Source organism: Jeotgalicoccus saudimassiliensis (assembly GCF_000756715.1).
Taxonomy (GTDB): Bacteria; Bacillota; Bacilli; order Staphylococcales; family Salinicoccaceae; genus Jeotgalicoccus; species Jeotgalicoccus saudimassiliensis.
Genome location: NZ_CCSE01000001.1, coordinates 1,987,134 through 2,010,786 on the forward strand (window position 1 = coordinate 1,987,134; position 23,653 = coordinate 2,010,786).

Here is a 23,653-nt window from a genome sequence, read left to right on the forward strand (position 1 = left end):
CTGTTTTGTCTGATTCATCTGTAAGTAAAGAGTTCGAAAAAGCATTGGTAAATGGTTACATTGAAATGGCGGAGATTAACCTGTTAATCGCACGGGAAGGCTTTTATGCAGAGAGCGAAGCTTACCGTACCGGCATTTCTGTTACGGAACGTGAGTTTGCAGCATGTAACGACAGTAAAGATGGTGAATAGATGAAAAGAGGAGAAGTTTATCTGGCAGATCTTTCACCTGTGCAGGGTTCAGAACAGGGGGGCAAGCGTCCCGTTGTTATTATCCAAAATAATGTTGGTAACCGTCACAGTCCGACTGTGATTGTTGCAGCCATTACTGGGAAAATAAACAAAGCGAAGATACCTACACATGTTGAAATATCAAAGGAAGCTTACAAACTGGATATGGACTCGGTAATACTGCTTGAGCAAATTCGAACGGTCGATAAGACCAGGTTACAGGAAAAACTTACATATCTGGACGAGGATAAAATGCGCGAAGTGAATGAAGCATTAAAAGTCAGTCTGGAACTTGAACCGAAAAAGAAACGAAAAAAGAATAAGACAAACAGAAAATAGACTTTTGTTTACAAAAGTCTATTTTGAAGATGGAGGTGTTTTTATTATGACGTACATAGATGACATGGTAGATGAATATAAAAGTCTGGTAGTTGAATACATAAAATCAGGCAATGAAGATGAACTTGCAGGCACGGCTCACGATTTCAGTGAAAAAGCGATTGATCTCGATGTTTCACCGGATGAGATGGTCGCACTCCACATTGAACTGGTCAGTGCAATTCCGCTGACGGAATACGAAGAAGTCAAAGCATCTCTCGATGTGCTGCAGGAAATAATGATCCGGTTTGGATTTACATATAAGGACTACAAAGCGATGCTTAATAAGATGGAGCGTCATGACCAGGAGATGGATGTCGCTGCAAGTCTGCAGGAGACGATGTTAAAAACTGCGATACCTGCGATTGAAAATGTCGAGCTTGGTGCAATCAGTGTGCCGGCCAGAAAAGTGAGCGGTGACTACTTTAACATTATTGAACACAATGACGGCAAGATGACGTTTGCAGTTGCGGACGTTATCGGTAAAGGTATACCGGCTGCGATTGCGATGTCGATGCTGAAATTCGGGATGGACCTTACATCATCGTCCAGTCCGCCGTCAAAATCATTGAAGCGCCTGAATGAGCTCGTCGAGAAAAACGTAAACAAAAATATGTTCGTGACGATGTTTTACGGTCTTTACGATTTCAATGATCAGTCGCTCTGTTTTTCAAGCGCAGGGCATGAACCGGCTTTCCTTTATCATTATGAGGAAGATGAATTTGAAGAACTGGACGGCAAAGGTCTTGTACTCGGAGTCATGAGGGATACAGAGTATGAAGAAGTATCCACGAAACTCGAGAAAAACGATATGCTGTTCATTTTTACCGACGGTGTATCCGAGCTTAGAAAACATGACGGAACATTTATTAATATGGAAGATATTAAAGAGATGATCCGCGAAGCGCGGGACCAGCATCCGCAGGATATCGTGCAGTATATTTACGAAGCGCTGACACGTATGCGCAACCAGAATTACAAAGATGACTTAACGATGTTTATTATTAAAAATAAAAGTGATAATTAAAGTTTTAAACATCCCGATTCAGGGTAGAAATATTAAAGTATAAAATTTACGAATTAAGTGATTGGAGTGCATACATAGTTATGAATATAAAAATAGACGCTACGGAAAACGGCGGGGAATATTTAGTAAGTGTCAGCGGAGAGCTGGATGTATATACTGCGCCGGAATTAAAGAAAGTGTTTGAACCGGTCGCGGCAGCAGGCGAACATGACCTGATTGTCGATTTAAGTGAATTGAGTTATATGGATTCCACAGGCCTCGGCATTTTCGTAGGGACTCTGAAAGATCTTAATAAGCATGACAAGGAACTCCATGTACTCGGAGTTAACGATAGAATTTTAAAACTTTTTGAAATCACGGGATTACGTGACTTAATGTACGTTAATAAGAAGTCGGAGGTCGACTGAAGAATGATGCCACAATATGATTTTATAGAAATGAAGTTTCCGGCAAGTGCAGAATACGTAGGTCTGATCCGTTTAACGCTTTCAGGTGTATTATCGAGAGCGGGAGCGACCTATGATGATATTGAGGATTCTAAAATTGCAGTATCGGAAGCTGTAACAAATGCAGTTAAACATGCTTACAAAGATAATGAGCAGGGTGAAATTTTAGTAGGATTTGCAGTCTACAGCGACAAGGTGGAAGTAATTGTTTCGGATAACGGACAAAGCTTTGATTATGAACAGATTAAAGAAGAGCTTGGCCCGTATAACGAGGATGATAATATCGACTACCTCAGAGAAGGAGGGCTTGGCCTGTTCCTTATCGAAACGCTGATGGACAAAGTATCCTTCAGAAAAGAACCTGGTGTAACAATCAGTATGACGAAGTATATTAACGAAAGTCAGGTGCACCCGAATGGAGAAACAATCTCGCAATAAGAATTACGGACTGCCTCCTGAGGAAGTAAACGAGTTGATTAAACGATATCAGGAAAGCGAAGATGATATCGCTCAGAGCGAACTGGTGGAAAACTATACGAAGCTTGTGGAGTCGCTTGCTTACAGATATTCCCGGGGACAGTCGCATCATGAAGATTTGGTACAGGTCGGGATGCTGGGATTATTAGGTGCCATCAGACGTTTTGATACTTCGTTTGAACGCAGGTTCGAAGTTTTTTTAGTGCCGACAGTCGTCGGTGAAATTAAACGGTATCTGCGTGACAAAACATGGAGTGTTCACGTACCGAGACGCATTAAGGAACTCGGACCGAGAATTAAAAATACGACAGATGCACTGACTAATAAACTCGAAAGATCACCGACAATTCAGGAACTTGCAATTGAGCTCGAAGTAACTGAAGAAGAAGTGCTGGAAGCGATGGAAATGGGGCAGAGTTATAACGCACTCAGTGTCGATCATTCAATCGAAGCGGATAAAGATGGTTCGACAGTAACGCTGCTCGATGTTATGGGACAGCAGGATGACAATTATGACCTGGCTGAGAAGCGGATGATTTTAGAAAAAGTCCTGCCTATTTTAAGTGACAGGGAACAGGAAATTATAAAATCCACATTCATTGACGGTCTGAGCCAGAAAGAAACCGGTGAAAAAATCGGTTTAAGTCAGATGCATGTTTCAAGACTGCAGCGTTCTGCAATTAAGAAACTGAGAGAAGCCGTTAAGGAAGCTGAATAAATTTATAAACGGGCCCGGTCTGATGCAGATTGGGCTCTTATTATTAGGGGAGTACATATTATGACACACGAACTTGTTAAAGAAATTGCAACTGAGATGAAAATTAATAAAAGACATATAGAGAAAGTACTGGAATTACTGGCAGAAAAAAATACTGTGCCTTTTATCGCGCGTTATCGCAAAGAACAGACAGGCGGCCTGGATGAAGTAACAATTAAGGAAATTGAAACGAAATATCTGTACCTGGAAAATCTGAATAAGCGTAAGGAAGAGGTAATCCGTCTTATAGATGAGCAGGGGATGCTGACAGATGAACTGCACCAGGATATTTTAAAGCAGACGAAACAAAGCCGTGTAGAAGATTTGTACCGTCCGTTTAAGCAAAAGAAGAAAACACGTGCGACCGAAGCGAAACGTCTTGGCCTCGAGCCGCTTGCGAAAATTATTTTAGCAGGTAAGCACCGCGACATAGAAACAAAGGCTCGCGAGTATTTAACTGAAGAGGTTACTTCAGTAGAAATGGCAATTAAAGGTGCACAGGATATTATTGCAGAAATTGTGTCGGATAATCCCCGATACCGTTTGTACATTTTAAAAATAATTAAAGATACTTCAGAAATCGTCTCTGCAGTGAAGAAGAATGCTGATGACGAGCAGGGTGTCTTTGAAATGTATTACGAATATGCAGAAAGAATTAAAAACATTGTGCCGCACAGAGTGCTCGCTTTAAACAGGGGTGAAGCATTAAAAGTTCTGACTGTTAAACTGTCCCACGATACTGAAAGAATTGTGAAATACTTAAAGAAAGAAGTCATCGATGAACACGCGAAGACGAAAGAACTGATGACAGCAGCAATTGAAGACAGTATGAAGCGTCTGATTCTGCCGTCACTTGAAAGAGAAGTACGTGCGGATTTAACAGAAACAAGTGAAAAACATGCCGTTATGGTGTTTGAAGAGAACTTAAAGCGTCTCCTGTTACAGCCGCCGCTTAAAGGCAGAGTGATTCTCGGACTGGATCCGGCGTACCGTACAGGATGTAAACTTGCTGTAATTAATGATACGGGTTCGTATCTTGCGAAGGATGTTATATATCCTCATAAACCGGTAAACAAAAAAGAAACTGCAAAATCGGTTATTCTGAAAATGATTAAGAAACATGATGTGTCTTTAATCGCGATAGGGAACGGCACAGCATCGAGAGAATCAGAGGAGTTTATCGGTGAACTGATTAAAGAAGAAAAACTGGAGATTCCTTATATCATCGTTAACGAAGCGGGTGCAAGTGTATATTCTGCATCGGAAATCGCGCGGGAAGAGTTTCCCGACTTTAATGTTGAGGAGAGAAGCGCGGTGTCGATTGCAAGACGTGTTCACGATCCGCTGAGCGAACTGGTTAAAATTGATCCGAAATCTATAGGTGTGGGTCAGTACCAGCATGATATTAACCAAAAATTCCTGACAGAATCATTAAATTTCGTCGTGGAAACAGCTGTGAACCAGGTGGGTGTAAACTTAAATACTGCATCGACAACACTGCTGCAGCATGTAGCGGGATTATCACCTGTAATCAGTAAAAACATCGTGGCGTTCAGAGAAGAGAACGGCGGATTTAAAAAGAGAAGTGAACTGAAGAAAGTTGCACGTCTCGGAGATAAAACATACGAACAGTGTGTCGGATTCCTCCGAATATTTAACGGGAAGGAACCGCTGGACGTGACACCGATTCACCCGGAGCAGTATAAAAACACATATAAGCTTATTGAGACTCTCGGTTTAACAATTGATAATCTCGGTGAAAATGTAATGAGTGAAAAACTCGACGCATTAAATATTAAAGAGACTGCAGAAATGCTGAATATCGGAATTCCGACACTGGAAGATATTATCTCAAGCCTGAAAGCACCGATGAGAGATATACGTGATAAGTACGATACACCCTTACTGAAATCTGATGTCCTTGGAATTGAAGATTTAAAAGCCGGTATGACTTTATCGGGCACTGTCAGAAATGTTACTGACTTTGGTGCCTTTGTGGATGTCGGTGTGAAGCAGGACGGACTGGTTCACGTGTCCCAAATTTCGAACCGCTTTGTAAAACATCCGCTGGAAGTAGTGAATACAGGGGATATTGTTGAAGTTAAAGTAATGGATGTCGATGTTCAGAAAAACAGAATATCACTGACGATGAAAAATATATAAATAAAAAAGGAAACGACCGGGTCGTTTCCTTTTTTATATTAAAAATTACATGTTGTGGAAGTAATCAGGGTTCTCAAGATCAACGTCGTTGATATCGATTCCTAATGCCGCTGCAACACCTTTACCGTAATCCGGATCTGCCTGATAACAGTTGTAGATATGGCGGTGTTTAGTACGTGTAGTAGTACCAGTCATTTCGTTAGCCGTGTTGTAGAATAGACGCTGTTTGTCTTCGTCAGACTGTAGTCTGAATAATTTACCAGGCTGTTCGAAGTAGTTATCGTCGTCATCACGGAAGTTGTGTTCGTATATTGAGCTGTACTCAAGATCAAGTGCAGGCTGTTTAGCATGCGGCTGTGAATTATGAGCGCCGTAGCTGTTCGGGTAATAGTTAATGTCTGATCCCAAGTTGCCGTCAACTCTCATTGCGCCGTCACGGCTGAATGGACATACGTTTTCTGCACCTTTAGGTGAGTTTACCGGAATCTGGTGGTGGTTAACACCTAAGCGGTATCTTTGTGCATCGCCGTAAGAGAACAGACGGCCCTGAAGCATTTTATCAGGTGAGAAACCGATACCCGGAACGATGTTAGTCGGAGCGAATGCTGCCTGCTCAACTTCTGCGAAGTAGTTCTCAGGATTCTTGTTAAGTTCAAACTCACCAACCGGAATTAACGGGAAGTCATCTTTGTACCATACTTTAGTTAAGTCGAACGGGTTGTATGGAAGATTTTTTGCTTCTTCTTCAGTCATTACCTGAATATAAACTTTCCATTTAGGGAAGTCGCCTTCTTCAATCGAATTGAATAAATCTCTTTGTGAAGATTCGCGGTCCTGTCCTACTAATTCGGCAGCTTCTTCTGCAGAATAGTTTTCGATTCCCTGCTGAGTGCGGAAGTGGAATTTAACCCATACGCGCTCGTCGTTTTCATTGATCATGCTGTAAGTATGTGAGCCGAATCCATGCATGTTTCTGAAGCCTTTCGGTATTCCGCGTTCAGTCATAATAATTGTCACCTGGTGAAGTGCTTCAGGTAAGTTAGTCCAGAAGTCCCAGTTACTTTCTGCATTGTGCATGTTAGTTTTAGGGTCGCGTTTTACAACGTGGTTTAAACTTGGGAATAATTTAGGGTCACGGAAGAAGAATACAGGAGTGTTGTTACCAACTAAATCCCAGTTACCTTCTTCAGTGTAGAATTTTAAAGCAAATCCGCGAATGTCACGCTCAGCGTCTGCTGCACCGCGTTCACCTGCTACAGTTGAGAAACGAGCGAACAATTCAGTCTGTTTACCGACTTCGCTGAAGATTTTAGCTTTCGTATATTGAGAAATATCATTTGTTACGGTAAATGTACCGTAAGCACCTGAACCTTTAGCGTGCATACGACGTTCAGGAATAACTTCGCGGTCGAAATGAGCCATCATGTCAAGGAAGTATGGATCTTGCATAACAAGCGGACCGCGAGGGCCAGCTGTCATTGTGTTTTCACGATCGCCTACAGGGTTACCAAAAAGAGTAGTAAGTCTATTGTCTTTGTTAGTCATCAATAACTGCCTCCATTATTTAGAATGATTGTATAATTAGAATGATTACAAATAAACTATAACAAGCTGTCAGATCAAAAGCAAGCTTCGAAACCGCAATAATATTATAATTTGCTAAAGGGGATGCAGGACGACTGATACTGACGAATCGTCAATAAGAGCAGTGGATGCATGCCTAAATGAGAAATCAGACAATAATAAATTTCACGAAGCTTATATTCACCATTATATAGGAGAAACTCGTCTGATAAAAATATTTAAAATTAATTTACCGTAAAGTGTTGACTTTAATTCTATTAGCCGGTATATTAATAAACGTTGTTACAAAACAGATGGCCCGTTGGTCAAGCGGTTAAGACACCGCCCTTTCACGGCGGTAACACGGGTTCGAGTCCCGTACGGGTCACCATTTAAAATTTGTTGAAATAAAGTGTTGACTTCATGAAAACACTGAAGTATAATTTAAAATCTAACCAGTTGAGAGAACAACTCGGCAGGTAAAAAAATAAATAAAAAAAACAGTTGACATTAACTGATGAACACGATATACTAGTTCTTGTCGCTAAAAAGATATTAAAAAAAGTTATTACATATAATAAGCTTTGCGGTTGTGGCGGAATCGGCAGACGCGCTAGGTTGAGGGCCTAGTGGGAGTTAAATCCCGTGGAGGTTCAAGTCCTCTCAGCCGCACCATTGAAAACTTATTATAACACATATACCATGCGGGTATAGTTAAATGGTATAACCTCAGCCTTCCAAGCTGATGTTGTCGGTTCGATCCCGTCTACCCGCTCCATTATTTTATTACATTAAAGAACATTGAAAACTGAATGACGATATGTCAACGTTTAATTCCGAATATAAAGTCTTCTATTATATAGGAGCACAGGTTGAGGCGAACAACACAAACGCAAACGAGATACTGTCAGCAGTATCACACAGAGCTTATTATTAAGCTTTCCAATCATGGAGAGTTTGATCCTGGCTCAGTTAAGCTCTCCAGCGCCGATGGTAGTTGGACTGACGTCCCGCAAGAGTAGGACGCTGCCAGGCGAATACATATTTAATATATGGATGCGATGAGCCGCATTGAGACCTTTCGAGGTCTCTTTTTTTGTTATATAATAGATTAATATATTATTTATTGAAGGAGTAGCGGCATGCATACTTTAAAGTTAACTTCATTGGAAGATACTAAACAGCTGGCTGAAATACTCGCGGGTCAAATTTCAGGCGGGACGGTCATTCTGCTGTCTGGAGATCTCGGCAGCGGTAAAACGACGTTCTCGCAGTTTTTAGGAAAATATCTGGGTGTGAAAAGACATATGACTTCACCTACATTCAATATTATTAAATCATATAACGCTGATGTTAAGCTTCATCATATGGACTGTTACCGTCTGGAAGATTCAGAAGAGGACCTCGGCTTTGATGAATACTTTAATGATACGGACATTGCGCTTGTAGAATGGCCCCAGTTCATTGCTGAATTTTTACCTGAAGAAGTAATCAGTATTAATATTAAGTATGAAAATGAAAGCGAACGTCTGGTTACTATAGAAGGTAAAGGCGGACGTAACATAAAAATTGCGGAGGAAGTATATGATAAGTTTACTGCTTGATACGAGTAACCAGGCACTCTCTGTTGCGGTGAACCGTAACAGCAGAATGGTAGCTGAAATCAATACAAATTATAAGAAGACCCATTCAGAGACACTGGTGGATAACATACAGAAAGTACTTGAAATTGCAGACATTAAAAAAAATGAACTGGACAGAATCATTGTCGCTAAAGGTCCTGGATCATACACAGGTGTACGGATTGGTATTACAGTAGCGAAAATGCTGGCGAAACAGCTTGATATCCCTGTATACACAGTATCATCTTTATTTGTCCTTGCGGTATCAAATGGACAGGAAGGCAGCACAGTGCCTCTTATTGATGCGAGAAGAGGACATGTATACGGTGCCTGGTATAAAATAGGACCAGATGACTATACTGAAATCATTGCTCCACAGTATGCTGATTTCACTGCTTTATCAGCAGAAATTGAAGATGCGGTGTATTTACTGAATGGCGAAGAAAGAATCACCATTGATATTGAAAAGTACACACATGTGACACCAAGAATTTCACAGACAGAGCGATATGAGAAAGCGTTAAAACTTGAAGATGCCGATCAGCTGGTACCTGATTATCTGCGCATCTCGGAGGCGGAAAGAAATTGGCAGGAGAACCGGTAATCAGAGAAATGCAGATTGAGGATTTAAATGATGTGTACGCTATAGAAGTCGAAGCATTTAAAAACTCAACATGGACGATGGAAGCTTATACGAGAGAACTTGTAATGAATAAATTTGCCCACTACTTCGTTATGGAGCTGGACGGTGAAATTATCGGTTATACCGGCATATGGCTTGTAGTGGACCAGTGTCAGATCACGACGGTGGCACTCGCTAAGAAAATGCGCGGCAAAGGTTACAGTCATGTTCTGATCGAACATATAAAGGAATTTGTTAAACCGCAGGCGGATGTAGTCTCTCTTGAAGTGAGAGTGGATAATACACCGGCAATGAAACTGTATGAACGAAACGGTTTTAAATACGGCGGCGTACGTAAGAATTATTATGGAGAAGGGCTTGATGCACACGTGATGTGGGTGAATCTTAATGAGTAAAGATATTAAAATACTCGCAATAGAAACGAGCTGCGACGAGACTGCAGCGAGTGTTATACAAAATGGTCATGAAATATTGTCGAATGTCGTAGTGAGCCAGATCGAAAGCCATAAAAGATTTGGCGGTGTAGTGCCGGAAGTGGCTTCCCGCCATCACGTTGAGGCAATTACACACGTCATAGATCAGGCGCTGAAAGAAGCTGAGCTTGAACCTGCTGATTTAACAGCAGTGGCTGTCACTGAAGGACCGGGGCTCATAGGTGCGCTTTTAATCGGTATTAATGCAGCGAAAACATTTGCATTTGTCCATGATCTGCCGCTTATTCCCGTACATCATATAGCGGGGCATATATATGCGGCACAGCTTGAGAAACCGCTCGTATTCCCATTGGTTTCACTTGTCGTATCAGGCGGTCATACAGAGCTTATATACATGAAAGATCATATGTCTTTTGAGATTATCGGAGAAACGAGAGACGACGCAGTCGGTGAAGCATTTGATAAGGTCGCAAGGGTAATTGAACTGCCTTATCCCGGTGGTCCGCATATCGACAAGCTTGCACAGGCGGGTGAAGACACATTTGACTTCCCGAGAGGTTTAATGAAGGAAGATACATTTGATTTCAGCTTCAGCGGGTTAAAGTCGGCAGTCATCAACAAGCTGCACAACTATAGTCAAAAGGGTATTGAAATTAATAAAAGCGACGTTGCAGCGAGCTTCCAGGCAAGCGTTACAGACGTTCTGACGGCGAAAACCTTCGCCGCATTAAAAGAGTACGATGTTAAGAATCTGATTATAGCAGGCGGTGTTGCAGGCAACAGCGAGCTGCGCCGCCGATTCACAGCAATGTGTGAAGAACATAAAGTTAATCTGCAAATCCCAGAGCTGAAATTCTGTACAGACAATGCTGCGATGATCGGAGCTGCAGCATATCATTTATATGAGAAAAAACATCTGGCAGATTTAAGACTTAACGGCAGGAATTTTATCGATATAGAGGAATATGCATTTTAATATACAGCGACAGCCTTCGGGCTGTTTTTTTTAATGTATAAATTTAAATATTGGGTATATATCAAGTGATATAAAATTTTAAAAGGAGTGATTTAGTGATTAAAGCTGTACAGTACTTTAACTATTCGAATGCACTCGAGGCGCTGGAATTTTACGAGAAGAATTTTGATGCGGTTATTAACACGAAGATAATGGCATCTGATCCGAAGTTTGCCGCGGGTCTGGATGAGATGGGAATGTCGGCAGAAGATGCAGAAACATTTGTGATGAATGCAGAATTCGAAGTGCTCGGTCAGAGGTTTATGGCGAGTTCCACGTGGCAGCATAAGGATATTGATAACTCCGGAGCAATCATTACATTTGTCTTTGATTCAAATAATGAAGAGGAACTTAATGCAGTGACAAATCTTTATAACAAAGCAGTTGAAGCAGGCTGTCGGGTAGATATGAAACTTGGTCCGACGGAATGGACCCGCTATTTCGCGAGTTTTAAAGATCCGTATAGTATTAACTGGATGATCAGCGGGGAATAATATACAAACCGGGACGTCTCATGTGAGGATCCCGGTTTATTTATTATACCGAACACGTATTCACTTAATAATACGTTTGATGAGCTCCCGGTTCTGTCAATACGGAACGTACGTTTTGTCCACAAATTGTGGACAGTTTGTGGGTAACTTATGATAAGTTGTGTATTAATCTGTGGATAAGTATGTGTATAACTGTAAAATCTGTGGATAAATTAAAAAGAATGCGGTCATAACCGCATTCCTGTTGTGGATAACTTTTTGTTGTAAATGTAATCCTTTGAGGGGAACACACAGTAAAATTTATGTAAAAGTCTTAAAGATCGGCAAGTAATTCTTCTGCTTCTTCCCATTCGGTCATCAGTACTTCAAGTTTCTCATTAATTTCTTTAAGTCTGTTATCGAGCTCCTGAGCTTTCTCGTAGTCATTAAAGACTTCCGGAGCCACCAGCTTATCTTCAATTGCTGACAGTTCAATCTCCAGCTCCTGAATTTCCTGTTCGAGCTTTTCGCTCTGCTTTTTAACGCGCTTTAATTCATTGCGGCGCTGTTTCTGGGCTTCGTAGTCCGAGATGTTTTCTTTCTTCTCATCGATGCGCTCAACAGGTGCTTCCATAAACTCTGCCTCTTTCTTCTTGTGCTGGAAGTAGCTGTAGTCACCGTCGACCATCATAACTTTATGCGGTTCGATTTCCATGACCCGGCTTGCAATTTTATCGATGAAATAACGGTCGTGTGATACGACGATAATCGTGCCGGGGAAATTCTCAAGTGCTGTTTCCAATACTTCTTTACTGTCGATATCCAGGTGGTTGGTCGGCTCATCGAGAATCAGCAGGTTATTTTCTTCAAGCATCAGTTTAGCGAGCTGTATTCTCGCTTTTTCTCCTCCGCTTAATGAGTTGACCTGTTTCAGCACTTCATCCTGTGTGAATAAGAAGCGGCCGAGAATTTTTCTGACGTCGCTTTCTTTCATCTGCGGATATTCTTTCCACAGTTCTTCAAGTACGTTGTTTTGGGAAGTGAATTCCGCCTGTTTCTGGTCGTAATAGCCGATTGTTACGTTCGTCCCGTACTGAATGTTTCCGTCGAGTTCCGGAATGATTTTAGCGATTGTTTTGGCCAGTGTGGATTTCCCGATACCGTTCGGACCAAGTATTGCGAGACGGTCTCCTTTGTCCACATTAAACGACAGGCCGCTTCGGAGGACGGTGTCATCGTATCCGATGGCAAGGTCTTTTAATCTCAGTACATCGTTGCCGCTTTCACGTTTTATCGTGAACTGAAAGTCCGCGCTCGAACGGTCGATGAAAGGTTTATCCATGCGGTCCATCATTTCGAGTTTCTTACGGCGGTCTTTCGCCATACCGGAAGTCGATGCACGTGTAATGTTTTTCTCTATAAACGTCTCGAGTCTCTTAACTTCACTCTGTTCACGCTCGTACTGCTTCATTCTTAATCGGTGTGTTTTCTCTTTTTCTTTCACGTAGTTTGTGTAGTTCGTATGGTAAAGTGTGCCCCGGTGCAGTTCGATCTCATAAATCTTATCGACTGTGCGGTCGAGGAAGTAACGGTCGTGACTAATAATAACCACTGCACCGTCATAACTTTTCAAATACTGCTCAAGCCATTCAACAGTCGCCATGTCCAGGTGGTTGGTCGGCTCATCGAGAAGAAGCAGGTCCGGTTTTGTTAACAGCATCTTACCGAGTGCAAGGCGCGTTTTCTGACCGCCTGAAAATTCTTCGACCCTGCGGTCGAGGTCAGCTTCTGTAAACTGCAGACCGGTCAGAACACTTTTAATCTGAGCATCGATTGTATAGCCGTCTTTATGTTCAAATTCGAGCTGAATGGTTTCATAGCGTTTCAGTTTTTCATCATAATCTGCATGTGTATGTTCGTGCTCGCTGAGCCATGCGGCAATTTCCGCCATATCATCGTTCATTTTAAGTATATGTGAGAACGGCTTCTGCATTTCATCCCTGACAGTTTCATCGGACTCCAGTGTCATCTGCTGTGCAAGATAACCGAGAGAGACGTGTTTCGGCATGCTGATCGTACCGCTGTCATAAGTGAGTTCATCAGCCATAACTTTCATTAATGTACTTTTTCCGGCACCGTTTTTTCCGACGATACCGAGAGTTTCCCCCGATTTTACTTCGAGATCCAGGTTTTCAAATATAGTGTTCGTTCCGTATGCCTTCGAGACATTTCCCAATTGTAAAAGAATCATTATGCCTACCTCATTTCACTCTCCAGTTTACACGAAAAACCGACATAATTCGACCAGATAAACCGGTGCGACGCCATATATATTATGTTATAATAGAGCGACTAGAAATATAGAGGTGAAAGGGAATGTCTAACAAGAAAAAAATCCCTAATGCAACTATGAAACGTCTACCGCTTTATTATCGTTACTTCAAGCAGGAAGAGAATAATGGTAATGATAGAGTTTCTTCGAAAGAAATTAGTGAAGCATTAGACATTGACTCGGCGACTATTCGCAGGGACTTTTCTTACTTTGGAGAATTAGGCAGAAAGGGTTACGGCTACAACGTCGGCAGCCTGCTGAAATTCTTCCTGGAACACATCCAGGGAAGCAATGTAAAAAATGTAATTCTGCTTGGTGCAGGTAATCTTGGCAGTGCGTTATTGAACTACAAATTTGCAAACATTCATGATAAAATGAATGTAGTTGGCGCTTTTGACAGCAACGAATCACTTGTAGGTAAAAAGATCAATGAAATTGATATTTTCCATACAGATGATTTGGAGGCAATCATACAGCAGGAGAACGTTGAAGTTGCAATTATGACTGTGCCGATGGAAGCTGGGCAAGAGTCCGCAGAGCGTTTAGAAAAAGCAGGGATTAAAGGCATTCTTAACTTTACACCTATCCGGCTGAGCACTGGTCCTGATGTGACTGTACACAGTATTGACTTAGGCGTAGAGCTGCAGGCACTATTTTTCCAGATGAAAAATAAATAGGAGGGGTATTCATGATAGAAGTTCTTTTACCAAATACATTAATGGCGGTTACTCCAGTAAGCTTAATCGTTATTGCAGTAGTGGCACTTATCATTTTCGGACCTAAGAAACTTCCGCAGTTCGGTAAAGCAGTCGGTTCCACACTGAAAGAATTTAAAGATGCTACTAAAGGTCTTGCTGATGACGACGATGACGACGATGTAAAAGTCAGCAGAAAGTCAGAAGAGCAAGAGAAAAAAGACGAACCTAAAAAAATTGAATCAGAAGCATAAACAAAGAGGGTGGCGAAAGCCGCCTTTTTTTAAAGAGGTGATTTAAATGGCCGATGAGGAAAAAGAGTTTACCGAGCATTTTGAGGAACTCAGAAAGCGATTATTAACGGTAATGTACTTTTTTGCTGCCGCACTGTTTGTCGGTTTTTACTTTTCAAAACCGCTGATTTATCAACTCCAGAATGCACCGTGGACTGAAAACGTTCAGATGCATGCATTCCAGGTGACAGATCCTATTAAGATTTATTTAATTGTTATTGTAGCTATTGCCTTTATTATAATTTTACCGGTTATTATGTATCAGATGTGGTCATTTATCACGCCGGGACTGTACGAGAAAGAACGCAGTATAACGTTGATGTACATACCTGTAGTTATGGTTTTAATGCTGATTGGTCTGGCATTCAGTTATTTTGTGGTTGTACCGTATATTATTAAATTCACGTTTGATTTATCCGCCGAAATGGGAATTGAAGCAACGATAGGAATTAACCAGTATTTCGGATTTTTGTTCAGAACGATTTTACCATTCGGTTTTATATTCCAAATGCCGGTCTTAACATTATTCTTAACACAGCTCGGAATTATTACACCGATGTTCCTTAAAAAGAACAGAAAATATGCATATTTTATTATGTTTGTGCTGGCTGCGATTATCGCACCGCCGGATATTATGACACACCTGCTGCTTACAGTACCGATGATTGTTTTATATGAAATCAGTATTCATATTTCAAAAATCGGCTACCGCAGATATTTAAAAGCAGAACAGCAGCAGCTTGAAGACGAATTGAAATAAACGCAGGAGGTACTGGACATATATGCCAAAAAAACTTGAAGAAATTTCGCGTGCAGAATTAGACGATTTAGTACAGGCAGCTGATGATTCGAAGTGGAAACAGGTATATCATGTTCAGCCGCCTTTTGGATTTTTAGGTGCACCGACAGGGTTTAACTATGTAAATGGTATATATCATTTATTTTACGAGTGGTCACCGGACAGTGATTTAACAGTCACACCAGACAGTAAATACATATATCATGCAACTTCCAAAGACCTCGTTACATTTCAGAATGAAGGCGTAAAAGTCAGACCGGACTCGCTGTACGATGCAGAAAACATATTCGGCGGCAGTCTGTCTAAAGTGTTTAATGAGATCAGTTATTTTTATACAGGCGAACGCCTGAAAAGCGATGAACTGCTCACAACTCAGCTCGGAGGCTATATGAATACCGACGGCAAAGTACAGAAGTATTCATCACCGCTGATCAGAAATTTTCCGGCAGGGTACACTGAATACTTGCGTAATCCCTATGTGACGGTGATAGACAGGGAAGTAGTTATGTTCCTTGGCACCATGAACAGGGAAGAATTCGGACGCGTTGTTATATACCGCGGTCCGTCAGTTGAAGAATTACGCTTTGACGGCGAGCTCGATACGGGCTATAAAGTATTCGGTCATTTATGGGAGCAGCCTGAATTCTTCGATCTGAACATGGATTCAGTGCTGATATTCAATGCGAGAGGTCTCGATAAATTCGACACGCATTTCTGGAATATTTACCAGTCAGGCTATATGATCGGCGACTTTGAACGCCGCGGGAACTATTTCATCCACGATGATTTCCATGAATTCGACGGCGGCTTTGATTTTTACCGCCCGGCAACAACTGTTGATGAAGACGGCAACAGAGTACTGCTTGCCTGGATGGCAGCAGAAGAAAGCCGCTATCCATCAAGCGCGGACAGAACAGTCAATGCAATGACCATACCGAGAGTACTGACGATAGACGAAGACAGAATCCGTCAGCTGCCTCACCCGAATCTTGAGAAATTGCGCGGTGAAGCGATTACGGCAGAAGGGTATTTTAAAGAATACCCGACAAAACTGACAGCATTTTACGGTGAAGTATATGAACTGATTATCGATGTGCTTGAAAACAATGCATCGATGCTGCATATATATATGCGTAAAAATACGCGCCATGAAACCAAACTTATTTACGACAGTGAACAGCGGATACTGACACTGGACCGTACGTTCAGCGGTGAAGAAATCGAGAATGTAGACGGTCTTGTACGCCGCATTAAACTGGACGAAGACCTCGGGAACATGAGAATTTATATGGATAAATCGAGTATCGAAGTATTTATTAATGACGGAAAATATACTATGACATCGAGAATTTTTCCAAGTGATAATGCAACGGGACTGGAAATGGTCACAGAATTTGGAGACTGCCGTGTCCAGCTGACACAATATCCGCTGGAGTTGGAATAACGATATGAATAAATCGAAAAATTAGATAGTTTTAAAAATACATGGAATAAACTGTAACAATATATTGCAGGAAGTGATATAATTACACCATATTATTCATATCGAGAATCAATACAACAGTAAAAGAGGTGGTTAATTATGTTTTCTGTACTTAGTCAGATTAATAAAAGACTGGAATATATGACACCGGTCGAGCAGCGTATCGCAAACTTTATGCTGGAAAACCCTAATAAAGTCATTAATATGCCGGTTAAGGAAATAGCCAAACACTCATCGACGAGTGATGCAGCCATTGTACGATTCGCCAAAAGAATCGGACTGCAGGGAATTAAAGAATTAAAAGTGGAACTTGCGAAAGAACTGCACACATTGGAGCAGGAAAAAATTTCGCGCGTGATTGATATTGAAGAAGATACGCACGCAGATATCTTTGATAAAGTATTTAAAAATACAATCCAGGCATTGTATAATACTGAAAAAATCGTCAATCGTAAACGCATGCAGGAAGCTGCACAGCATATGGTTAAAGCGGACAATACATTTATCTTTGGAGTCGGAGACTCGGCAAACGTCGGACATGACATGGAACAGAAATTACACCGTGTGAACATCAACGCCTTCTTTACTGCTGATAAATATTTATGTATGACACGATTAACAAACGCGAAACCGAATGACGTCCTGTTTGTGATTACTTTATCGGGTAAAACACAGGAAGTTATAGAAATCGTCAAACTCGCTAAAAAATTAGGCGTAATGACTATTATTCTGACTCAGAACCATTCATCAATTGCGAAGAGGAACTCTGACATTGCACTTGAAATTACTGAAGAAGAAACAAACATTCAGTATATGAATATGACAAGCCGCATCGCCCAGCATATTATTTGTGATGTTCTGTTTTTCTACGTGTGCAAAGAACTCGGTTCAAGTGCATACGACACGATTATTAACACATATGACATGACTCACTAGTATAATTACATAATAATACGTGAATATTAAGGTTATGTAACAACTTTGATATTGTATAGAAATGCTCTCTGCCATCAACTATAATAAATTGTACATTAATGTAAATGAGCGCGAAAATGTATAATTTATTTCAGGATGCGTGGAGGGGAAAACAATGCGAAAATCAAAAATTAACAAAATGAAATTGACATCATTACTGCTGCTGTCAACTGTACTAATCCCTGACATTGCTTATGCTGACGAAGAGATAGATGAGAGTATTGAAGCCGAAACATATACAGTTCCGGAAGAGGTACAAAATACAGAAGAAACAGTTCAGACAATTAATGAAACAGAAACTGAGACAAAAGAGAACGCGGAAACATCTGTAACAACAGAAGGTGAAGCGGGGACTCAGGAAGGAACACCAGAATCAGATACTTATAATAATGATATAGAGACAGATACAGGTACAACTTCAGAGAACGTTCAGGAAGAATCAACTGAAGGCGGCGGAGATTTACTGCAGCCTGCAGAACCTAATCAGCAGACGGACCAGCTGGAAGAAGAGCCGGCAGAATCCGAAGAGCAGCTGACAGAAGATGAAACTGACGTGCTTGAAGAAGGCGAATCACAAGTATCCGGAGGAGAAGAAGAGACTCCTGGTGATACATCAGAAGAAGCAGAAGGTAATACTGAAGCAAACCCGGAACCGGAATATGATAGTGAAATAATAACAGACGAGACTGCACCTGAATCATCTGAGACAGATGGAGACTACGTTTACAGCACTGAAGACGAAACGGATGTATCCGAATTGCCAATAGAGCAAATCAATCCGATAGAAACAGTGGAACCTGAAGAGACAGAAGGCACTGAAATTCAGCCGGAAGAGTGGTATGAACAGACTACTGAAGAAGAGAGCACAGTAACATCACAACCATCTGAAGGCGTTGTTGAAACGGCAGAAGAAGCAGTAACTGAAAACGCTGAAGCGGAACAGGAAACTGTTGAAGCAACTGCAGGAACGGGAAAGAAAAAACTTTACCGATATGACTACGGCGATATTCTAAGTGGAATATCGTTCAGTGAAGAAAACATTGCTGAAGATTTGTCTACACTGGATCAGAGAGTAACACGTGTAATGTCTTCAAAAATTATTGAAGAAAAAGATTTAACAGAAGCGCAGAAGCTTGAACTTGAAGAGACAGTGAAAGCAGAAGAGGTAAACTCGTATGATGGAGAAGAACTGCCGAATACAGGTGAAGCGGATTCGACTAACTATGCATTTGCAGGGTTACTGACGATATTCGGTACCGTATTAGTGTTTATGAGCAAGAAATTAAAAACAGATAACTAGTAGATGATTGATATCTATAAATTTGAGGCCCAGGTGAATTTCGCCGGGGTCTCTTTTGTATTCAGTGTTATAATGTTTTTATCAGTATTATTCAATATTCTGAAATTACATACATAAACATCGGGGTGAAGGAATGAAAACATTAAAAATTGCATCTATTCCAGGGGACGGTGTCGGCAGGGAGATTATGCCTGAGGCGATTCGCGTTTTAGAGAAGGTGGCTGATGTTCATGGCGGTCTTAAGTTTGATTTTGAAGAGTTTCCATACAGCTGTGATTATTATTTAAAACACGGCGCAATGATGCCTGAGGACGGTATGGATCGTCTCAGCCAGTTCGACAGTGTGTTTTTAGGTGCTGTCGGTGATGCTTCTAAGGTCCCGGATCACATTTCATTATGGGGTCTGCTGCTTAAAATCCGTCAGGAGTTCCAGCAGGAGATTAACATCCGTCCTGCGAAATTACTTCAGGGTATTAATTCTAAACTTGCCAATCCTCAAGATTTCGATATCGTCGTTGTTAGAGAGAACAGTGAAGGGGAGTACAGTTCTATCGGAGGACGTATTTTCCACGATGATAATGAAATCGCGATTCAGAACAACGTCTTCTCTAAACGCGCAACAAAACAGGCGATGAACATTGCGTTTGATCTTGCATCGAAACGTAAAGGTCTTGTAACAAGTGCAACTAAATCCAATGGGATTTTCCACGCCATGCCTTTTTGGGATGAGATTTTTGAAGAAATTTCAGCAAAGCATCCGAACATTAAATCCGAGTCCAAGCACATCGATGCACTGGCGGCTTATTTTATTACACACCCGCATGAGCTTGATGTGGTTGTCGGCAGTAACTTATTCGGAGATATCTTATCGGATGTTGGTGCAGCAATTATGGGAAGTATTGGTGTAGCGCCTTCTGCCAACTTAAACCTGAATGGTAAATATCCGTCAATGTTCGAACCGGTTCACGGTTCAGCGCCGGACATTGTCGGTAAAGGTATTGCTAACCCGATTGGTCAGATCTGGACTGCTAAGATGTTACTGGAATTTAACGGCGAAGCGAACATTGCCGAGCATCTGCTGAAGGTAATTGAAGAGGTGACTGCTGATGGTTATCAGACAGCTGATTTAGGCGGCAAGTACAAGATGACTGAAGTCACAGATGAAATCATCAAGAGACTAGGTAAATAAAAAACACGCCGTTTGGCGTGTTTTATTTTTACAGTTTTTTATCGTCGATAGAGTTCAGGTAAGCATGGACTTCATCAATAACCGTTTCAAGAGAGCCTTCTTCAAACGGAGATTTCAGTTTAGCCAGCTCTACAAGTGAGTTGAACGGCAGTGAGCCGCCGACTTTACATAGTGCCAGGTAGTCTGCCCATGCGCCGTCGAAGTCTTCTTTGGCACGTTTCCAGAACTGCAGTGCACATACCTGAGCAAGTGTGTAGTCGATATAGTAGAACGGTGCGCCGAATATATGACCCTGTCTGTGCCAGAATGCGCCGCTTTCAAGCGGTTCTATTCCGTCGTAATCAATGTGCGGTAAATATTTCGCTTCGATTTTCTTCCATTCCTGGCGTCTCTGTTCAGGCGTCAGTTCAGGGTTCTCATAAACCACATGCTGGAATTCATCGACTGCCACACCGTATGGCAGGAATGAAATTGAGTCTGCCATATGAGAGAACTTAAATTTATCAGTATCTTCTTTAAAGAATAATTCCATCCACGGATAAGTAAAGAACTCCATGCTCATCGAGTGGATTTCCGCTGATTCGAGTGTTGGGAATGCATACTCAGGCACTGTCAGATGACGCGACATATACGTTTGGAATGCATGTCCCGCTTCGTGAGTCAGTACTTCCACATCGCCCTGGGTACCGTTAAAGTTTGAGAAGATAAACGGTGCTTTATAATCTGCAATCATCGTGCAGTAGCCGCCGCCTTCTTTACCTTTCTTCGCTTCTACATCAAACAGGTTGCGCTCAGTCATAAAAGTGTAGAACTCATCCGTTTCAGGCGACAGTTCTTTATACATCTGTGCACCGTTTTGCATAATGTCTTTCGTTTTGCCTTTCGGCGCTGCGTTGCCTGTAATAAATTCAAAGTTGCCGTCATAGCTCTTCAGCGAATCAAGGCCGATACGATCAGCCTGACGCTTTTTCAGTTCAGTAACAATTGGCACTACATACTCTTCAACTTGTTTTCTGAACTTCTCAACCATCTTGCGGTCATAGTCGATACGGTTCATGCGGATATATCCGAGTTCAACGAAATCTTTGTAGCCGAGTGTTACTGCGATTTCATTTCTTGTTTTTACAAGCTCATCGTAAATATTATCAATTTTTTCAAGGTTATCTCCCATAAAACTCTGTACAGCAAGTGTCGCATCTTTTCTCACTGTACGGTCAGGGTTTTGAGTGTAAGGTGTGAATTCCGACAGATTTAATTTCTTGCCGTCGAATTCTATTTCAGCTGAAGCAAGCAGTTTGTCGTACTGCGTTGCCAGTTTATTTTCTTTTTGAAGCAGTGTTTTGACTGACGGATCAAACGTTTTTAAAGCATTATCCGACAGTTTGAAAAGCTGTTCCCCAAAACGAGCTTCCAGTTCATCGCGGAATTTGCTTGTTGTGATTGCTTTGCGGTAGCGGTTCGTAATTTCCGTGAATGACGGATCATTTTCATCGAAGAAATTGCGCTCTTCATCATAGAATTTATCGCGTGTATCGATTGATGAACGGATTGATGCAAGATTCGCCATCGTATCCAGGTGGTCAAATTCTACGTTCAGTTTATCGATTACAGTAACCTGTGCATCTGCAGAATCGGCAGCATGGAATTCCTTAAGCAGCGAATCCACAGTTTCTTCAAATTGTTCTAAATCCGGACGTTCATATTTAAAATCTTCGAACTTTGTTACCATAAATTAATTCCCCCTTAATGGTCTTAACCCGTATTTTAGCATAAGGATTAAAAAGTCTGTTATAAATATGATAGTGTGGATAGTAATAATCTGCTGAAATTGGGGTAATATATAAGAACAATGCTTATGCATAAATTTACTACTTAAAGAAAAGGGGACACACAATGAAGAAATTTCTTATACCTATAGGTGTACTGATTGCGGTAATTGTGATTATTGCAATTATGATCGTACCGAGATATAACAGTCTTGTAAATCTCGATGAAGAGGTTAACCAGAAAGAATCACAAATCGAAACGCAGCTGCAGCGACGCGGGGATTTAATTCCCAACCTTGTAAGTACGGTGCAGGGCTACGCCTCTCATGAAGAAGAAATATTTACTGATATTGCAGATGCGCGTTCAAGACTCGCTGGTGCAAGCGGTGATGTTGAAGAGCTTGCTGAAGCTAACAACGAAATGACAAGTGCCTTATCACGTCTCCTTGCGATTTCAGAGAACTACCCTGATCTGCAGGCGAGTGAGCAGTTTACAGGTTTAAGAGATGAGCTTGCAGGCGCGGAGAACCGTATTGCTGTAGCACGTCAGGACTACAACACAGCGGTGCAGGAATACAACCGCAATACAAGAACATTCCCGGGCAACATTATCGCAGGAATTTTTAATTTCGATGAGAAAGCTTATTTCGAAGCGGATGAATCTGCACAGGATGTACCGGATGTGGAGTTTAATACTAACCAAGATGATACAGATGGTGGAGAGTAATGCAAAAAAGCTTTGCTTTTATAGCTGTTGTACTTAGTGTATTACTGCTAAGTTCGCCTGCAGAAGCAAGAGTGGATTTGCCGGCACTCAATGAAAGTCATTATTTTGTGCAGGATAATGCAGGTGTACTCAGCGACAGTACAATTAATGAAATTAACGAGAAGGGTACACATCTCGAAGAAGGAACGGGTGCCGAACTGCTTCTAATGACGATGAGTTCAACAGGCCAGGAACATCGTCAGGACTTTGCTCTCCGTGCACTGAGAGAATACGGTGTCGGTAAAGCCGAGAAAGATAACGGCATTGTCATTCTTTTGAATCTGGATAACGATAATGAATTCAATAATCGTGGTATTGAGGTGCAGGTCGGTTACGGCGTTGAAGGATACTTAAACGATGCCAAAATAGGACGTATTATTGATAATGTGGCGTACGATGATTTAGTCGCCGGTAATTACGAAACGGCACTCAATAATCTGTATATAGCATTATATGAAGAGTCTTTAACAGCTTACGGCTATGAGGACGGTGAATTCACACGTGAAGAACCGGCTGAAGATACAGGAACAGGACAGAATGACAGTATATTCTCTATTCTGATCCGGCTGGCGATATTTATGACAGTACTGTATATCATTTATAAAATGGTATCAGGCGGTGGAGGCTCCGGCGGTTCCGGAGGTTCGGGCGGCAGACGCAGAAGAAGCGGCGGTCCCGTAATTTTCTTCCCTCCAGGCGGAGGCGGAGGCTTTGGCGGCGGTTCAGGCGGCGGCTTCGGCGGCGGAGGATTCGGCGGATTTGGCGGCGGCTCCGGCGGAGGCGGCGGTGCAGGACGCGGATTCTAAAATAAAACAAAAAATTCCGGG

24 protein-coding genes and 3 tRNA genes are annotated in these 23,653 nt (G+C 41.7%); 24 read left to right on the forward strand and 3 right to left on the reverse strand.

What is annotated here, in order from left to right:
* Positions 1-5 precede the first annotated feature (5 nt).
* The 7 genes from RZ44_RS09895 to RZ44_RS09925 all read left to right on the forward strand — a co-directional run bounded on the left by RZ44_RS09895 (position 6) and on the right by RZ44_RS09925 (position 5,478).
* Positions 6-191, forward strand: coding sequence for a hypothetical protein (locus tag RZ44_RS09895; RefSeq protein WP_035810928.1), 186 nt, complete (start codon positions 6-8; stop codon positions 189-191).
* Positions 192-569, forward strand: a complete 378-nt coding sequence (locus RZ44_RS09900; protein WP_035810929.1) for a type II toxin-antitoxin system PemK/MazF family toxin — start codon at positions 192-194, stop codon at positions 567-569.
* 46 nt (positions 570-615) lie between these two features.
* The gene (locus RZ44_RS09905; protein WP_052108968.1) at positions 616-1,635 is read left to right on the forward strand and encodes a SpoIIE family protein phosphatase; all 1,020 of its coding nucleotides are present in this window, start codon (positions 616-618) and stop codon (positions 1,633-1,635) included.
* Between the two features lie 80 nt (positions 1,636-1,715).
* Complete coding sequence (locus RZ44_RS09910) at positions 1,716-2,042, forward strand: STAS domain-containing protein (protein ID WP_035810931.1); 327 nt, start codon at positions 1,716-1,718, stop codon at positions 2,040-2,042.
* A 3-nt stretch (positions 2,043-2,045) separates the two neighbouring features.
* Complete coding sequence (rsbW, locus tag RZ44_RS09915; protein WP_035810933.1) at positions 2,046-2,519, forward strand: anti-sigma B factor RsbW; 474 nt, start codon at positions 2,046-2,048, stop codon at positions 2,517-2,519.
* Entirely contained in the window at positions 2,497-3,276 is a 780-nt protein-coding gene (sigB, locus tag RZ44_RS09920) for an RNA polymerase sigma factor SigB (protein ID WP_035810935.1), read from the forward strand. Before rsbW ends, sigB begins: the two co-directional genes overlap by 23 nt.
* Positions 3,277-3,336: 60 nt before the next feature.
* Positions 3,337-5,478 carry a Tex family protein gene (locus RZ44_RS09925; RefSeq protein WP_035810937.1) on the forward strand — a complete coding sequence of 714 codons (2,142 nt, stop codon included), beginning with the start codon at positions 3,337-3,339 and terminating at the stop codon, positions 5,476-5,478.
* Between the two features lie 45 nt (positions 5,479-5,523).
* Here RZ44_RS09925 and RZ44_RS09930 read toward each other — a convergent pair whose 3' ends face one another.
* Positions 5,524-7,023 (reverse strand): catalase, encoded by a 1,500-nt coding sequence (locus tag RZ44_RS09930; protein ID WP_035810940.1) that lies wholly within the window; start codon positions 7,021-7,023, stop codon positions 5,524-5,526.
* 334 nt (positions 7,024-7,357) lie between these two features.
* Here RZ44_RS09930 and RZ44_RS09935 point away from each other — a divergent pair.
* The 8 genes from RZ44_RS09935 to RZ44_RS09970 all read left to right on the forward strand — a co-directional run bounded on the left by RZ44_RS09935 (position 7,358) and on the right by RZ44_RS09970 (position 11,249).
* Positions 7,358-7,432 (forward strand) — tRNA-Glu (locus RZ44_RS09935).
* Positions 7,433-7,627: 195 nt separating this feature from the next.
* Positions 7,628-7,716 (forward strand) — tRNA-Leu (locus tag RZ44_RS09940).
* A gap of 29 nt (positions 7,717-7,745) precedes the next feature.
* Positions 7,746-7,819: transfer RNA gene (locus RZ44_RS09945), tRNA-Gly, on the forward strand.
* A 364-nt stretch (positions 7,820-8,183) separates the two neighbouring features.
* Entirely contained in the window at positions 8,184-8,645 is a 462-nt protein-coding gene (tsaE, locus tag RZ44_RS09950; RefSeq protein WP_035810944.1) for a tRNA (adenosine(37)-N6)-threonylcarbamoyltransferase complex ATPase subunit type 1 TsaE, read from the forward strand.
* Positions 8,626-9,267 (forward strand): tRNA (adenosine(37)-N6)-threonylcarbamoyltransferase complex dimerization subunit type 1 TsaB, encoded by a 642-nt coding sequence (gene tsaB, locus RZ44_RS09955; RefSeq protein WP_035810947.1) that lies wholly within the window; start codon positions 8,626-8,628, stop codon positions 9,265-9,267. Before tsaE ends, tsaB begins: the two co-directional genes overlap by 20 nt.
* Positions 9,249-9,701 carry a ribosomal protein S18-alanine N-acetyltransferase gene (gene rimI, locus RZ44_RS09960; protein ID WP_035810949.1) on the forward strand — a complete coding sequence of 151 codons (453 nt, stop codon included), beginning with the start codon at positions 9,249-9,251 and terminating at the stop codon, positions 9,699-9,701. The genes tsaB and rimI overlap by 19 nt, the downstream gene beginning before the upstream one ends.
* Positions 9,694-10,716, forward strand: coding sequence for a tRNA (adenosine(37)-N6)-threonylcarbamoyltransferase complex transferase subunit TsaD (gene tsaD, locus RZ44_RS09965; RefSeq protein WP_035810952.1), 1,023 nt, complete (start codon positions 9,694-9,696; stop codon positions 10,714-10,716). The genes rimI and tsaD overlap by 8 nt, the downstream gene beginning before the upstream one ends.
* A 95-nt stretch (positions 10,717-10,811) precedes the next feature.
* A complete protein-coding gene (locus RZ44_RS09970; protein WP_052108969.1) occupies positions 10,812-11,249 on the forward strand; it encodes a VOC family protein in 438 nt (145 codons plus the stop codon).
* 313 nt (positions 11,250-11,562) lie between these two features.
* Here RZ44_RS09970 and RZ44_RS09975 read toward each other — a convergent pair whose 3' ends face one another.
* Positions 11,563-13,479 (reverse strand): ABC-F family ATP-binding cassette domain-containing protein, encoded by a 1,917-nt coding sequence (locus tag RZ44_RS09975; RefSeq protein ID WP_035810953.1) that lies wholly within the window; start codon positions 13,477-13,479, stop codon positions 11,563-11,565.
* A gap of 125 nt (positions 13,480-13,604) precedes the next feature.
* Here RZ44_RS09975 and RZ44_RS09980 point away from each other — a divergent pair, with 125 nt between their 5' ends.
* From RZ44_RS09980 to RZ44_RS10010, 7 genes are all read left to right on the forward strand, one after another.
* Positions 13,605-14,237, forward strand: coding sequence for a redox-sensing transcriptional repressor Rex (locus RZ44_RS09980; protein WP_035810962.1), 633 nt, complete (start codon positions 13,605-13,607; stop codon positions 14,235-14,237).
* A gap of 41 nt (positions 14,238-14,278) precedes the next feature.
* A complete protein-coding gene (tatA, locus tag RZ44_RS09985; RefSeq protein ID WP_035811762.1) occupies positions 14,279-14,509 on the forward strand; it encodes a twin-arginine translocase TatA/TatE family subunit in 231 nt (76 codons plus the stop codon).
* 46 nt (positions 14,510-14,555) lie between these two features.
* Positions 14,556-15,308: a twin-arginine translocase subunit TatC gene (gene tatC / locus RZ44_RS09990; RefSeq protein ID WP_035810966.1), complete on the forward strand. Its 753-nt coding sequence runs from the start codon at positions 14,556-14,558 to the stop codon at positions 15,306-15,308.
* A 22-nt stretch (positions 15,309-15,330) separates the two neighbouring features.
* Positions 15,331-16,791 (forward strand): glycoside hydrolase family 32 protein, encoded by a 1,461-nt coding sequence (locus RZ44_RS09995; RefSeq protein WP_035810968.1) that lies wholly within the window; start codon positions 15,331-15,333, stop codon positions 16,789-16,791.
* A gap of 138 nt (positions 16,792-16,929) precedes the next feature.
* Positions 16,930-17,766: a MurR/RpiR family transcriptional regulator gene (locus RZ44_RS10000; protein ID WP_035810975.1), complete on the forward strand. Its 837-nt coding sequence runs from the start codon at positions 16,930-16,932 to the stop codon at positions 17,764-17,766.
* Between the two features lie 154 nt (positions 17,767-17,920).
* Positions 17,921-19,105, forward strand: coding sequence for an LPXTG cell wall anchor domain-containing protein (locus RZ44_RS10005; RefSeq protein WP_035810977.1), 1,185 nt, complete (start codon positions 17,921-17,923; stop codon positions 19,103-19,105).
* Between the two features lie 133 nt (positions 19,106-19,238).
* Positions 19,239-20,294 (forward strand): tartrate dehydrogenase, encoded by a 1,056-nt coding sequence (locus tag RZ44_RS10010; protein ID WP_035810979.1) that lies wholly within the window; start codon positions 19,239-19,241, stop codon positions 20,292-20,294.
* 28 nt (positions 20,295-20,322) lie between these two features.
* On the opposite strand, the gene RZ44_RS10015 is transcribed toward RZ44_RS10010, so the two are convergent.
* The gene (locus tag RZ44_RS10015) at positions 20,323-22,023 is read right to left on the reverse strand and encodes a M3 family oligoendopeptidase (RefSeq protein WP_035810981.1); all 1,701 of its coding nucleotides are present in this window, start codon (positions 22,021-22,023) and stop codon (positions 20,323-20,325) included.
* A gap of 164 nt (positions 22,024-22,187) precedes the next feature.
* Between RZ44_RS10015 and RZ44_RS10020 the strand changes: the two genes are divergently transcribed.
* Together RZ44_RS10020 and RZ44_RS10025 are read left to right on the forward strand one after the other, a co-directional pair.
* Positions 22,188-22,787 carry a LemA family protein gene (locus tag RZ44_RS10020; RefSeq protein ID WP_035810986.1) on the forward strand — a complete coding sequence of 200 codons (600 nt, stop codon included), beginning with the start codon at positions 22,188-22,190 and terminating at the stop codon, positions 22,785-22,787.
* Positions 22,787-23,632: a TPM domain-containing protein gene (locus RZ44_RS10025; RefSeq protein ID WP_035810987.1), complete on the forward strand. Its 846-nt coding sequence runs from the start codon at positions 22,787-22,789 to the stop codon at positions 23,630-23,632. The genes RZ44_RS10020 and RZ44_RS10025 overlap by 1 nt, the downstream gene beginning before the upstream one ends.
* Positions 23,633-23,653 lie beyond the last annotated feature (21 nt).